This is a genomic window from Paenibacillus sp. JT22N7, assembly GCF_059383875.1.
In genome coordinates, this window is the sequence record NZ_JBXENY010000011.1 from 112,173 (window position 1) to 126,442 (window position 14,270).

Sequence of the window (14,270 nt, forward strand, 5' to 3'; positions counted from 1 at the left end):
GCGCTTTCTGGTCAGCCCCGAGTGCTTGCGTCAAATAAAGTGGTTGCCGTTAGGAGGCTGAGATGAAAGCTGCGGATATCGATGTGAAAATGAGAATTTTGCTGGCAGCGAAAAAGCTGTTTGCCGCTCAAGGCTTTGACAGGACATCCGTCCGGCAAATTTGTGAGGAAGCGGGCGCGAATGTGGCGCTGATCTCTTATTATTTTGGCGGAAAAGATAATTTGTTTTTCGCCCTGTTTGAAGCTTTTTTTCCTAGCAGAGGCATTGCTTCTATCGCTCAGGATATGGAACCGCTTGAAGGCATAAAGCTCGTTATTCGGGAGCTGCTCACCTTTCGTTACGAGGATGCTGAGCTCTCTTACATTATTCAATGCGAGTTTGCGCTGAACACTCCACGTATTGAAATGATTGAAGAGCGTGTCCTGCCGTTATGGCAGCTGGTGCATCAATGGCTGTTGAAGGGGCATGAACAGGGAGTGTTTGAATTTAACTCCATTCATACGGCTTTCACAGCGGTTAGCTCAACCCTGCTTTTTCCTAAAGGTAATACTCGTATGCTGGTGCTTATGGGAGAGGATACGACCACGCTGGAAGAGCGGATTGCAGATACGACGGCCTTTATTCTAAAAGCGTTAAAACCGTCGGAATAAGCCGAATAGCATTATCCATAAATACGAGAAAACCAACTTTAACTCCGTTTTAACAAGCGGGGAGTGAAGTTGGTTTTTTTCACCTAAGATGAGCAAATTCCAGCTTAGTGCCTAAATATGAATGCTTACATTTTTCTTCATCATCAGGGAAGCAGCTTCCGCATCACGGGCTTCCAGCGCGTCAATGATCGCCTGATGCTCTCTAACTCCTACCTGGGCAATGAAAGCAGGCTGTTTAATAAATAAATACTTATAGCGGCGCAGGTGCATTTGCAGCGAGGAGGTGAATGATTGAATATAGGCATTATCCGCCAGCTCCAAAATGACATTATGGAATTCCTCATCATATTCGATCGCTTCATAAGGCTTATTCTCCTGAATGCATTTCGCAAACTGGGCGTTCAGCTCGTTAAGGCGGGTTATATGCTCCGGCTGAATATGCGGCACTGCAAGCTCTGCCGCGAGAGCATTCAGAGCAACAAGCGGCGCATAAAGCTTAGGCATATCCTCTTCTTCAATCATCGTCACTCTTGTTTCCTTGCTGGGCAGCATTTGTACAAGCCCTTGTACTTCAAGCAATTGCAGCGCTTCGCGAATCGGCGTCCGGCTGACGCCAAGTGCATCTGCAAGCTCGGCATCGATCAGCTTCTCTCCGGGCTGAAGCGTGCCTTCTATAATCCATTTCTGGAGCTGGGCTAAAGCCCGGTCCTTCGCAGATATGCGCAGCGGCGAGGAATAATTAGTCGGTATCGGCATTGCATCACCTTCTTCAAAAAAATTCGAGCCGCAGCTCTTAAACGGCGTTATTGGCTACTTCCTATCATATATCGAAGCAGCAAGAGGGCGCAAATGGATTAAAGTAAGCTCGATATAAACAAAAAGCAATCGTGAAAATAAATCTTGCTATATCATACATAATCAGAATATAATATGCAATATATCGCATATCAAACGTCGATTTTTACTTCGAAAAAGGAGAACCTAATGTCAACCAATCAAGCTGCTATTCGGCCAGCTCCGGCCAATGTCGCGGCCACCACTTTTTTTCCGATTTTGTTTGCTGCAAGCTCCGTGCATTTGCTCAATGATACGATTCAATCGATTGTGCCTGCGCTGTATCCGGTGCTTAAAGATTCTTTTTCGTTAACCTTCTCGCAAATTGGTTTTATTTCTTTAATTATTAATTTGACAGCAGCGATTTTACAGCCGCTTATTGGTATTTTTACTGATAAACGGCCGATTCCAAGGCTGCTGCCGATTGGCATTCTTTTCACCCTGGCGGGTGTGCTGGTGCTGTCCTTCTCGGCGTATTATTGGATGATACTCGCTGCGGTTATGCTAATTGGGGTCGGGTCAGCAATATTCCATCCGGAGTCGGCGCGGGTAGCTTATGTGGCAGGCGGGGCGCGCAAAGGACTGGCGCAATCGATTTTTCAATTTGGCGGAAATATTGGACAAGCGCTTGCTCCGATTATGACAGCGATGCTGTTCGTACATACGGGGCAAAAGGGTGTCGTCTGGTTTTCCCTGCTGCTTGTTGTCGGGTTCATGCTGCAAAGCTACGTCGCCCGCTGGTACACGAAGCACTTGAAGGCTGAGAAGGAGCGCAAGGGGACGGTGCAAAATCATCCGTTCGCGAGAAGCGGTCTCTCTAAGGGAAGAGTTGCAGTTGCGGTTACGATTATTATGATTTTGGTATTTTCTAAATACGTTTATATTTCAGCGATAACGAGCTATTATTCTTTTTACGCAATAGAAAAATTCGGGGTATCGACGAGCCAGGCACAATTGATCTTATTCGTGTTTCTGGTTGCAAACGTTATTGGGCTGCTGTTCGGCGGCATGCTAGCGGATAAATTCAGCCGCAGGGCGCTGATTTGGTTTTCGATTTTGGGCACGGCACCCTTTTCACTTGCCCTGCCGTATGCGAATTTGACGCTTTCGGTTATTTTGATCTTTTTTGCGGGGCTGATTTTGGCTTCGGCGTTCTCGATCATTATGGTGTATACGAACGAGCTGCTGCCAGGCAAGGTCGGGCTCGTATCCGGCATATTCTTCGGCCTTGCCTTCGGGCTTGGCGGTGCGGGATCGGCGATTCTCGGCAATCTTGCTGATGCGACAAGCATTGTGTTCGTAATTCAATGCTGCTCGTATTTGCCGCTGCTGGGGCTATTCACCGTATTTCTCCCCTCTGACAAAAAGAATAAGCCGCTGCAAGCATAAGCAAAAAAAGGTAAGAGCGATGATTGGCGCCATAAGGTGCTGGTCATCGCTTTTTTTTGCCAGATGCTCAAGCTTGCCTGCGATAAAGTCAAAATAATGATATAGGTTGGCAAAATACCGTCACAGCGCGAGCGCCATTTTTTCTATGATAAAGGTATCCATTATAGATCGAGGTGAAGGCTCATGAATCCGCTACAAGAAACAACGACCAAGCAGAAGCATTCGGGCAAACAGCAACTGGCGGCGAGGCGGTCAAGCGGCGCGATCCAGCGAAAAGAAACGCTCGCAGGTTTTCTGTTCGTAGGCCCGATGCTCATAGGTGTGACGGTGCTGACGCTGCTGCCGATACTCGCAACCTTCGGGCTGTCGCTGGCGGACTGGAATTTTATCGCTGGCTTTGATGGCCTGAAATGGGTCGGCTTCGATAATTTTGAGCGGCTGGCGAAAGATGCGGCATTCCTAAAATCGCTGAAAAATAATGCTTATTTTCTACTGACCGTTCCCGCTTATTTGGCGGTTTCGATGTTTCTCGCGATTATGATCGACAAGCATGTGTATTTGAAAGGCTATTTCAAGGTTGCGTATTTCATGCCGTACATTTCCAGCATAGTAGCGGTAGCTATCGTCTGGCAGGTGCTTTTCCACCCGTCAGCGGGACCAGTTAATCAACTGCTCATGGCGCTCGGTATTGAAAATCCGCCGAAATGGATTGCTGATCCCAAATATGCGCTTCCATCGCTCATGATGATTACCGTCTGGACGGCTATCGGTTTTAATATGATCGTGTACATTGCAGGACTGCAATCGATTCCGCGGGATTTGTATGAGGCGGCCGATATTGATGGAGCAAACGCCTGGGTAAAATTCAAAAGCATTACGTTCCCGCAGCTGTCGTCAACCTCCTTTTTCCTGCTTGTAACAGGCATTATTTCGACGTTCAAGGTATTTGATTTAATTGCGATTTTGACCAAAGGCGGGCCGCTTTCCTCGACCAGCATGATCGTCTGGTATTTATACGATACGGCATTCGTCAATTTGAAAATCGGCTATGCCTCCTCGATGGCAGTCGTCCTGTTCGCTTGTGTGCTGCTCATTACCCTTCTGCAATGGGTCGGTCAGAAAAAGTGGGTGAATTATTAATAGCATTTCTATAAGGGAGGAAAGAAGAGAATGAACCAAAAAACGATAAATACGGTTCGCAAATCGATTTTCACGGTGCTAATGATGGGCATGAGCATTTTGTTCCTGCTGCCCTTCGTCTGGATGCTGTCCACTTCCTTCAAAATTGAGGCGGATGTGTTCACCTATCCGATTCAGTGGATACCGAAAACGTGGCATGTCATTGAAAATTACAAGGAAGTGTGGAATGGGCAATTTCCATTCTATAAATACTATTTGAATTCCATTAAAATTACAGTAGTCACGACGATATTATCGTGCATCGTATCCGCGCTTGCTGCTTATGGCTTCTCCAAAATCCAGTTTGCAGCAGGAAAATATTTGTTTCTTATCGTACTCGCCACTTATATGATCCCGCAGCAGGCGATTTTGGTGCCGCAGTTTATTTTGTATCGCTCGATTGGTTTTTTCGACAGCCATGTGGGACTTATTTTGCTCGGCAGCTTCAGCGTGCTTGGCACCTTCATGCTGCGCCAGTTTTTTATGGGCGTCCATAATGAATATATTGAGTCGGCGAAAATCGACGGGGCGGGACATGCCCGGATATTTATGCAAATTGCGTTTCCGCTTGTGCGTCCAGCCGTTGCGACGTATGCGATTTTGCGCTTCATTTGGACTTGGAATGACTATCAGAATCCGCTGATTTTCCTGCGCACAGACAGCCTGTATACGATTCAATTGGCGATGCAAAAGTTTACGACCATTAATGGCGAGTTTTATTCGCTCATTATGGCGGCCGCCGTATCGTCCATCGTGCCGCTGCTGATCATTTTCGTCATTGGACAAAAAAGCGTCATCGAAGGCATTGCACTGGGCGGCGTAAAGGGGTAGTAGGGTCAGTCGCAGGATACGCAGCAGCGATGCCTACCCCAAGCAGGCTTCTAGGGGAAGTCAAAATAGTCGTAAATGTAGTCAATATTGTAGTATAGGAGCGGGCAGCCGCATTGCTACAATAACGATAGATAGAAAGCGTATACAAACATATTTCAGACAGCTATCGTTATTTTTTATTTTTGAGGAGGAGGGTTTGCATGTTTAGAAAAATGAAATGGTTATCGCTTATGCTGATGTCGATTATGATGGTGGCGGCGGGCTGCTCATCAGGCGGAAATGCAGAGAGCGGCGGGGCAGCGGCTTCGCCAGCAGCGAGCAGCAGCACGGAAAGCCCGGCGCAGGGGGCGGCTGATGAAGAGGTTACGATTAAGCTGCATACGTTCGGAAACGAAGCGAGCTATAATTGGAAGCAGACGATTGCGGCATTTGAGGAGAAAAATCCAAACATCAAGGTTGATGTCGTCGTATTGAGCGAGAAGGGCGATACGCAGGAGGCGATTCAGAAGCTGGATCTTGCCGCTTCCTCCAATGAGCAGATGGACGTCATTATGTTCAGTGACCCGGCTGGCTATGCGCAGCGCGTTGGTCTTGGCATGGTTGCTCCGATTGACGATTTTATTGCTAAAGAGGGCTTTAAGGTTAATGAAGAGTACAAGGTTGATACGATGCTGGACGGCAAATATTATGCGCTGCCAGGCAAGTTCAACCCTTGGTATGTTCTGCTGAACAAGACGCAGCTGACCGCTGCTGGACTTGATGTGCCAACCGAATGGACTTGGGATGACTTTATGAGCTATGCGAAGACGCTCACGACAGGCGATGGCGCATCGAAGCATTACGGCACGTATTTCCATGGTCCGCAAAATGGCGGCTGGATGGAGTTTCTGAAGCTGGCGCTGGCGAATCAGCCGGATAATACCGAGTTTTTGAAGGCGGATGGCACGTCCAATCTGGACAATCCGCTCATGCGCAAAACGCTGGAGCTGCGCGTGCAAATGGAGAAGCAGGACAAATCGGCATCCCCTTACACCGATATGATTTCGCAGAAGCTGCATTACCGCAATCAGTTTTTCAACCAAGCAGTCAGCATGATCATGATTGGCAGCTGGATGAACACGGAGCTTGGCGGAACCGAGCAATTCCCGCTTAACTTTGAAGTGGCAGTCGCTCCTATTCCGAAAAATGCAGCCACAGACGAAGGCGGCTACACGATGGTGACGACGGATTATGTATCGGTTGCAGCTGCTTCCAAGCATAAGGATGCTGCGTACCAGTTTGTTCGCTGGTATACGACTGAAGGACAGATCGCTCAAGGTAAAAATGTTCCGTCCTGGAATGGCATTGACGATTCCCAGCTGGAATCGATTATTGATACGATTTTGAGTGGTACGGCAAATCCGGAGAAGGTCGACAAGCAGTCGCTGCTGTCGGTGCTGAAAAACGCCAAATCGTCCAAAATCATTCCGCCCGTTACGTATCAAGCGGAAATTTATAAAGTGATCAATGAGGAGTACGAGAAGCTGATTTTTGATCAGCAGGATATTGATCAAACGATTGCCGCCTTGCAGGAGCGTGTGCAGCAGGTGATTGATTCGAACAAAAAGTAGAAGAGGGTATGTGGTGGAAGAAAGTCTGCTGCGCAAACTTTTTCAAAATATAAGCATTTATAAGTTTCACCCTTATACTCAGCTTATATTTCACCGCGAAACGTTAGCTTTACCGCCAGAGGATGGCGACAGCCGTTTCACCTTGCCACACGGGTAAAGCATAGGAAGAAGTGCAGAGCTGTTGCTGCACTTCTTTTTGCCTGAAACCGCAGAAAATCAATGATTTTGCTGTATAGGTTGAGCTAAAGATTCCAGCCACCCTACTCCTTCCTTGCCCAAGTTGCTGCAACTGGGGCGGATCTTTTCTGCTGGCTGAAATTCACGTGGCTCGTACAGCTTTGTACCGTGGCGTTCTTTATGCAATTGCGCTCTTTGCGTTGCTCGCGGACTGTAAAGTCCTTATTGCCCCATTTTCGTCCTTTTTCACGTTGCTGCGGACTGTGAGGCGGTTATATTCCTCAAACTAGGCTCATTTCATGTTATGCAGCACATATAGCGGCTTCTGAGTCCGCGAGCACGGCCAAAGCTTGTTTTGCTCACAAATAACGGCGTCACAGTCCGACAAAAGGTATTTTCCATTTAAACAGCTTCATCTTAGGGGCAAAGCTGATCGACTGAAGCTTCCCGATCTTATATGCTCTAGTCCAATCGATATAGAAAAAATCTTAAGGGAAAACGACGCGGAAATGGTGCGTTTCAGTTACACTTGAAAGAACGACGAAAAAAAGGGGTGGGGTTATGTCTAGTCAATGGCTGTCGCTGCTGCGGCTGAGGTCGTTTCGCTATCGGTTGATGGTAGCGGCCGTCGTCTGTCTGCTCCTCCCCACTTTAATTACGCTCGCCGTCTACAATATGCTGACGAAGGATGCGATGAAGCAGGAGGCGGTCACGCAATCGCAGCAAAAGCTGGAGCTGGTGGATGGCTATGTGTCGAATTTGTTTAATTATATGTTTTATATCGCCAATAACGTACAGCTGGACTCGGAAATGAACCGGATTATGAAAGCGATTGCTTCAGGCAAAACCTACGAGGGCGCAAGCGCGGAATATGACCGCTACCTCGATCGCATGAAGATTATGAATAAAATTGAAAATATGACCGTCGTCGGCGATAAGGCGTATGTGACGATTTTGCTGAAGGACGGGACGAATTTTGCCAATTATTCGTTTGATGAATACGACCCCGGCTTATTTCGCGAGGAGCCTTGGTTCGCGCAGTTAAATGGGTTGTCCGGACTGCAATCGTTTTGGCCGGGAGCTACGCCGACGGTGTTTGACAGTGATAAAGGCCGCAGTCCCTACCAGCTGTCCATTGCCCGGGCATTGCGCGGCGACAGCGTAAATCCCTACGGCTACGTCATCGTGACGATATTGGAAACCAAGGTGAGCGATATTTTTCGGAAAATCGAGCTGGAGCAGGAGACGATGCTGCTTGGCAGCGAGGACCACATTTTGTCGCATCCCGACGCCACGCGCGTGGGCGAGATTTTTCCTTATGCAACGCTTGCAAGCGAGCAGTCGGACCCGCATATTTTGCAAATTGAAAACGAGGATTATTTAATGGCCTGGTATACGAATTCGCTTACGGGCTGGAAGCTGGTGTCGCTTACGCCGTATGACCGCGCTGTATTTAAGCTAAATGTTATTTTCAAACGCGTCTTTACGTTCCAGCTCGTATCTTTCTGCTTATTTATGGTGCTGCTGCTTTATTTGCTGGGTAAATTTACACGGCCGCTCGTTCGTCTAGGGCGGGTAGCGGAGACGGTGCAGCGCGGCAATTTGGAGGTGCGCTCGGGCATTCGCGGGGAGGATGAGATCGGCTATTTGGGCCAGTCCTTCGATTTAATGCTCGATAAGGTGAAGGAGACGATTGGCGAAATTACGAAGACGCAGGTGCGAAAGCGCAAGGCGGAGCTTGCGATGCTCCAGGCGCAGATCAACCCGCATTTTCTGTTTAATGTGCTGAATTCGATCCGGATGAAGGTGCTGCGCAAAGGAGATTCGGAAAGCGCAGAAATGATCAGCTCGCTGTCGAAGCTGCTGCGAATGACCATTAGCCAGGATAAAGGCGTCATTCCGCTTCATGAGGAAGTCGATCTCGCCATTGATTATGTGAGGCTGATGAATATGCGGCAAAAGGAGAAGCTGGAGCTGACGCTCGACCTGTCGCCTCTGAGCTTAACGGCACTCGTCCCGCGCTTCTGCCTGCAGCCGATTATTGAAAATGCGCTCATTCACGGCTTCAGCCAGCAGGCCGGCTTAATGACGATTAGTGCGAGCGAAGCGGATGGCGGCTATCAAATAACGGTAAGCGACAGCGGTCAAGGCATTGAGAAGGGAAAGCTTGAACGGCTGCGATATAAGCTGGGCGCAGGAGCTTTAGAAAAGCTGGACCAGGGAGCCGCGGGCGAGGAAGAGGGAGAAATAAGCGCCTTGCCGGGCAAGTTTTCGGGCATTGGACTTGTTAATGTGTATGAGCGGATGGGCATAACCTACGGCGAGCGCTTCCAGATGACGATAGACAGCGATATCGGGCAAGGCACAGTCATTACGCTGTACATTCCGAAGCAGGTGGTGGATTCTGATGGTTAAGGTGATGCTGGTTGATGATGATTATCCTGTGCTGGATCTGCTGGCTTTTGCCATTGAGTGGGAGGAGCTGGGCTTTCGGCTGTTAGGCATGCATGAGAACGGTGAGGTCGCGCTGGCAGCGGCGCTGGAGGAAATGCCGGATATTCTGATTACAGATATCGGGATGCCGCGCATGGACGGACTGGAGCTCATACGCCGGCTGAAGGAGCACAAACCAGAGCTGCGCGTAGCGGTGCTGTCCTGCCACGATGAGTTTCGTTATGCCCAGCAGGCGCTCAAGCTGCAAGTGCAGGATTATTTGCTCAAGGATACGCTTGATCCTTCGGATATACGCAAGCTGCTGCTGCAATTTCAGGCGGAGCTGAATGAGACGAAAGATTTGCATATGGAGCAGCTCCGCAAGGAGCATATGGTCGATCGCAACAAGGCGCTGCTGAAGGAGCAGTTTATTAGGGCGACGCTTCATCAGCCGATGCTGGATCCCGAAAAATGGCAGCAGGAGCTGGGAGCATTCGGCCTGCCGTTCGGAGCCTCCGAGCGGGTCATTCCCGTGCTCGGCATCATCGACGATTACCCTCGGGCGCTGCAGCGTTTTCGCTCGGAGGAGGTGCTGCGTTTTGTAGTGGACAATGTTACCCGCGAGGTGATGGCGAGCAGGGAGACGGGCAGCCCCGCTGCCCATTTTGTGTACAGTCCACAGGAATCCTTCTTCATGCAGGTATGCCCGCATGGATTGAAAATAAACGGCTTTGACGAGGTAAAGCTGCTGCTCGCGGAAGTGCAGCGTACGCTCAAAAGCTCGCTGAAGCTGACGATGTCTTTTCTGATCGGCGATAGCGCGAGCGACCCTTTGCGCTTGCGGGAATCGCTGGCGGAGCTGCTTTCCGGGGCGGAGGCGCGCTTTTACCGCGCGCCTGGCTCTATTGTGAAGGCAGGCGCCGTGCAGGCGGCGCAGCCTGCAAAGCCAGGCAGCGACAATCCGCTGCTTGAAAGGTTTGGCGAGGCGGCCGAGCTGCTGCGGGAGGCGCTGCTGGGCCATAAGCGCGAGGCGGCAGAGGAGCTGGTGCGCCAGTGGCTGTTGCTCGCGGAGCAGCGGAGGCTGCCGCCCGAGCAGGTGAAGGATTGGGTGTTTAAGCTGCTGCTGGACGTAAAGCTCAAGCTTCAATTGATGCAGCATACCCGCTCAGCAAGCTCGATTGACGTCAGCCACCATGAGGTGTGGGAGCTGGGCAGCCTCTCCGAGCTGCAAGCGTGGCTGATTGCCCACTGCCTGTCAGCGATAACCGCCTCCGAAAATGGCGTCAGCGGCAGCAAGCGAGCCGAGGTCATCGACGCATGCGAATACGTTTCGCTGCATTTGGACAAAAAGATCAGTCTCGACGAGGTCGCCGACCAGCTGTTTATGAACCCCAGCTACTTCAGCCGCCTGTTCAAGAAGGAAATGGGCGAGACCTTTATCGAATATGTAATACGGATGAAAATGCATCGGGCCAAAGAGCTGCTAGATCAAACCGGCTCCCCCATAGGCAAAATATGCGAGACTCTTGGCTACGATAACCAGAGCTATTTTATAAAGCTGTTTAAATCATGTACAGGTGTGACGCCTGTGGAATATCGGAGAGGGCAAAAGCGATTGTAAGAAGGACAAAGCGATTGTAAGAGAGGCTAAGGCAGCTGGAAGCCTGTTATTTTAAGGTGAGATGGATAGTTGCTGAAGGTGTCGGGATCGGATTGGGAACGGATAGAGTGGAGATATGTAACAGATAAGAGTGGAGATCGAGAGCAGATAGAAATGGATCGAGAACAGATCGAGAACAGATAGAGAGCAGAACGAAAGCAGATAGTCACGGATAGGGAACGGAGAACAAACGAAAGGCTGTAGAAGTTTGGGGAGAGGAGCGGGATATATGGAGCAGAAGAAGCAACAGCAAGAACAACAGCAAGAACAACAGCAAGAACAACAGCAAGAACAACAGCAAGAACAACAGCAAGAACAACAGCAAGAACAACAGCAAGAACAACAGCAAGAACAACTGCCGCTGGAAAGGCGCTTTGCGGAGCGTTTCTCAGGGCAGCTTTATTTGCCGACAGAGCGCCGGAGTGGGCTGGCGCTGTTGGTGAATGGAGAGCTGCTGTCTGAAGGACAGCTAGGCGAGGCATGGCATGACAAGCTGCGCCTAGCTGAGATGCAGCGTCCGTTAGTCGAGGAGATTCGCGCCGAGGCACAGCGCCAATTGGCGAGCGTTGAGCCGGAGCTGAGCGAAACCTTGTTTCGGATGTACGGGGAGACGGGGGAGCGGCTGCCGTACGAGCGGGTTTATTTTCAAAAAAGGCGGCGGCTTAATTCCTTCGCACTTATGTCGCTGATTGAGCCGGAGGAAGCGCCATATTTGGAGGCCCTTCAGGCTGCGCTTTGGTCGATCTGCGAGGAGCGGACGTGGTGCCTGCCTGCGCATCTGGGCGGGGCGGAGCAGCAGACGCCGATTGATTTATTCGCTGCGGAGACGGGCTTCGCGCTCAGCGAAATAAGCGTGCTGCTCGGCCCCCGGCTGCCAGAGGAGCTGCACTTGCGTATTCGTGAAGAAGTGGAAAAGCGGCTGTTTCAGCCATTTTTGACCGAGGGGCCTTATTTTTGGGAGAATGCGGAGCATAATTGGGCGGCGGTATGTGCCGGGTCGATTGGCGCAGCGGCGCTGCATTTGATGGATGATCGCGAACGGCTGGAAGCGGTGCTTTCGCGCGTATTAGCTGCGATGGATTGCTTTTTGGACGGCTATGGCGAAGATGGAGCTTGTGCGGAAGGGTATTCGTATTGGCAATATGGCTTTGGCTTTTATGTTTATTTTGCTCAGCTGCTTAAGGCGGCAACGGATGAAGCCATTGATTTATTCCGCAGCGCAAAAGTACAAGAGATCGCAATGTTTCAGCAGAAATGCTTTACGGGTGGACGCAGCATTGTGAATTTTTCCGATGCCCCTTCTGAAAGCGGTATCTTCATGGGGCTGAGCTCATATTTGCATCAGGAGTTTCCAGCTGTGGCTCTGCCGCATGCCAGCCTGCGCGACAGCTACACAGGGGATCACTGCGCAAGGTGGGCGCCTGCGGTGCGGAATTTGCTTTGGTGGGCGGAGTCGGCAAACGCAACGGCAACGGCAACGAGAACGACAGCGGCAACTAATAGTGAAAGTGCCGAGGGGCGAAGCGACTCGGAAAGCGCTGCAGCTCTATGGCCGACAGAATCGTTTTATTTGGAAAATGTACAGTGGCTGCTGTCCCGTTATGTCGCAACGGATGGCGCTACTTATAGCTTTGCCGCCAAAGGCGGACATAACGCTGAGCCGCATAATCATAATGATGTCGGGCAGTTCGTAATGCATGCGGACGGAGAAGCCTATTTGGCGGATTTGGGCAGCGGGGAGTATACGGCGGACTATTTTGGCCCGCAGCGGTATACGATTTGGTGCAACGGCTCGCACGGACATTCCGTGCCGATTATTGGCAGCGCGCGCCAGCGCGAGGGCGCGGACGCGCGCGCCGTGGTTGTGCAGGCGGCGACCAGCGCGGAGCTTGACGTGCTGGAGCTGGAAATGCAGGCCGCGTACGGCGAGGAAGCGGGCCTTGCGGTGCTGGGGCGGCGCTTCGAGTGGAACAAGAAGGGCGCGCTGCCTGTGCTGACGATCCGAAACCGGTATCGGTTTCGGGAGGAAGTAGTCGGCGGGCGCGAGATTATCGAGCGCTTCGTTGCATGGCAGATGCCGGAGGCCGGGGAGGCCGGCGGTGTCGTGGTCCTGCAGGGACGCAAGAGGCTGACGATTGCGTTCGATGCGAAGCAGTGGAAGCCAGTGGTGGCGCAGCGGAGCGACATGGATCATTTTGGGCGTGAACGTCAATGGTACACGCTGGATTTTCATCATTTGGAGGCGGGAGCTGCGGCCGTGGATTCCGAGTTTGTTTTTCGCTTTGAGCCATAGGGTGGAACAGCTAAAAGCACGAGATTAAAGCGTCAAAGAAAAGGAGAGCGAAGCCATGACAGTGCAGGAGAAGGTGCAGGAGCAGCAAAATTGGGTGAATGAAGCTTGGGACAAGGTGAATCAGAAGATCGGACGGACTAGTGGCCGAATCGGCTCGCAATTTCCTCATGCAAGCGTGAACGGGGTTTATGTGCTGGAGGCGGCGCATTGGTGGACGGCGGGTTTTTGGCCGGGGCTGCTATGGCTGCTCTATCAAGATGAGAATTCGCGCACGGAGCGCTACAAAGAGCTTGCCGAAGCCTGTGAGCTTAAGCTCGACGAAGTCATCATGGGCTATGACCGGCTCGACCATGATATCGGCTTCATGTGGACGCTGACTAGTGTGGCACGTTATAAGCTGCTTGGGGAGGAAGATTCCCGGCGGCGGGCGCTGCTTGCAGCAAATCTGCTATGCGGCCGCTTCCATATTCAAGGGCGCTATATTCGGGCATGGAACCCTTGGCGGGAAGGCGAGCGCAATGACGGGCTGGCTATTATCGACTGCATGATGAATTTGCCGCTGCTCTATTGGGCTTCGCGCACGACGGAGGACCCGCGCTACAAGCATTTGGCAATGGCGCATGCCGATACGGTGCTGGAGCATTTTATTCGGCCGGATGGCTCGGTTTATCATATCGTAGAGTTTGATCCGCAAAGTGGCGAAGTAGCTGCAAAGCATGGCGGGCAAGGATTTGCAGCCGAATCGGCATGGTCGCGCGGCGCGTCCTGGGCGATTTACGGCATGGCACTCAGTTACGCCCATAGCGGCGAGCAGCGGTATTTGGATGCGGCGAAGCGCACGGCTCATTTTTTCCTGGCGAATTTGCCGGAGGATTCCGTGCCGCATTGGGATTTCCGGTTACCGGATGGCGTGGAGCCATACCGCGATTCATCGGCGGGCGCTTGCGCGGCCTGCGGTTTGCTGGCAATTGCGGATGTAGTGCCAGAGGTCGAGCGTGAGTTGTATCGCCGAGCGGGCGAGCGTATTTTGAAATCGCTGTACGAGAACTATGGCGCATGGGCGGACGATGCACAGGAGGAAGGGCTGGTTTTGCATGGCACGAGCCACTACCCGGAACGCAAAAATCTCGACGTCCCGCTCATCTACGGCGATTATTTCTTTACGGAGGGCTTGTCCAAGCTGCGCGGCTACGATAGCTTCTGGTCGTAAGGCG

General features: G+C 51.4%; 11 protein-coding genes. 9 read left to right on the forward strand and 2 right to left on the reverse strand.

Features of this window, described 5'->3' with window-relative positions:
• The first annotated feature begins 62 nt into the window (after positions 1 to 62).
• Positions 63 to 650, forward strand: a complete 588-nt coding sequence (locus AC50Y5_RS26270; RefSeq protein ID WP_056043569.1) for a TetR family transcriptional regulator — start codon at positions 63 to 65, stop codon at positions 648 to 650.
• Between the two features lie 111 nt (positions 651 to 761).
• Here AC50Y5_RS26270 and AC50Y5_RS26275 read toward each other — a convergent pair whose 3' ends face one another.
• Entirely contained in the window at positions 762 to 1,406 is a 645-nt protein-coding gene (locus AC50Y5_RS26275; RefSeq protein WP_056043572.1) for a GntR family transcriptional regulator, read from the reverse strand.
• A gap of 228 nt (positions 1,407 to 1,634) precedes the next feature.
• On the opposite strand from AC50Y5_RS26275, the gene AC50Y5_RS26280 reads away from it, so the two are divergent.
• The 4 genes from AC50Y5_RS26280 (at position 1,635) to AC50Y5_RS26295 (ending at position 6,493) form a co-directional block, all read left to right on the forward strand.
• The gene (locus AC50Y5_RS26280) at positions 1,635 to 2,873 is read left to right on the forward strand and encodes an MFS transporter (RefSeq protein WP_494864191.1); all 1,239 of its coding nucleotides are present in this window, start codon (positions 1,635 to 1,637) and stop codon (positions 2,871 to 2,873) included.
• 183 nt (positions 2,874 to 3,056) lie between these two features.
• Positions 3,057 to 4,013 (forward strand): carbohydrate ABC transporter permease, encoded by a 957-nt coding sequence (locus tag AC50Y5_RS26285; protein WP_056043578.1) that lies wholly within the window; start codon positions 3,057 to 3,059, stop codon positions 4,011 to 4,013.
• A gap of 30 nt (positions 4,014 to 4,043) precedes the next feature.
• Positions 4,044 to 4,883, forward strand: a complete 840-nt coding sequence (locus AC50Y5_RS26290) for a carbohydrate ABC transporter permease (RefSeq protein WP_056043582.1) — start codon at positions 4,044 to 4,046, stop codon at positions 4,881 to 4,883.
• A 200-nt stretch (positions 4,884 to 5,083) separates the two neighbouring features.
• The gene (locus tag AC50Y5_RS26295) at positions 5,084 to 6,493 is read left to right on the forward strand and encodes an ABC transporter substrate-binding protein (protein ID WP_494864192.1); all 1,410 of its coding nucleotides are present in this window, start codon (positions 5,084 to 5,086) and stop codon (positions 6,491 to 6,493) included.
• Between the two features lie 109 nt (positions 6,494 to 6,602).
• Here the strand turns inward: AC50Y5_RS26295 and AC50Y5_RS26300 are convergent, their stop codons facing one another.
• Positions 6,603 to 6,752 carry a hypothetical protein gene (locus AC50Y5_RS26300; protein WP_155973654.1) on the reverse strand — a complete coding sequence of 50 codons (150 nt, stop codon included), beginning with the start codon at positions 6,750 to 6,752 and terminating at the stop codon, positions 6,603 to 6,605.
• A 479-nt stretch (positions 6,753 to 7,231) separates the two neighbouring features.
• On the opposite strand from AC50Y5_RS26300, the gene AC50Y5_RS26305 reads away from it, so the two are divergent.
• The 4 genes from AC50Y5_RS26305 (at position 7,232) to AC50Y5_RS26320 (ending at position 14,266) form a co-directional block, all read left to right on the forward strand.
• Positions 7,232 to 9,085 (forward strand): cache domain-containing sensor histidine kinase, encoded by a 1,854-nt coding sequence (locus AC50Y5_RS26305; RefSeq protein WP_494864193.1) that lies wholly within the window; start codon positions 7,232 to 7,234, stop codon positions 9,083 to 9,085.
• Positions 9,078 to 10,724, forward strand: coding sequence for a response regulator transcription factor (locus tag AC50Y5_RS26310; RefSeq protein WP_494864194.1), 1,647 nt, complete (start codon positions 9,078 to 9,080; stop codon positions 10,722 to 10,724). The genes AC50Y5_RS26305 and AC50Y5_RS26310 overlap by 8 nt, the downstream gene beginning before the upstream one ends.
• Positions 10,725 to 10,992: 268 nt before the next feature.
• Positions 10,993 to 13,056 (forward strand): heparinase II/III family protein, encoded by a 2,064-nt coding sequence (locus AC50Y5_RS26315; protein ID WP_494864195.1) that lies wholly within the window; start codon positions 10,993 to 10,995, stop codon positions 13,054 to 13,056.
• Between the two features lie 55 nt (positions 13,057 to 13,111).
• Positions 13,112 to 14,266: a glycoside hydrolase family 88 protein gene (locus AC50Y5_RS26320; protein WP_494864196.1), complete on the forward strand. Its 1,155-nt coding sequence runs from the start codon at positions 13,112 to 13,114 to the stop codon at positions 14,264 to 14,266.
• Positions 14,267 to 14,270 lie beyond the last annotated feature (4 nt).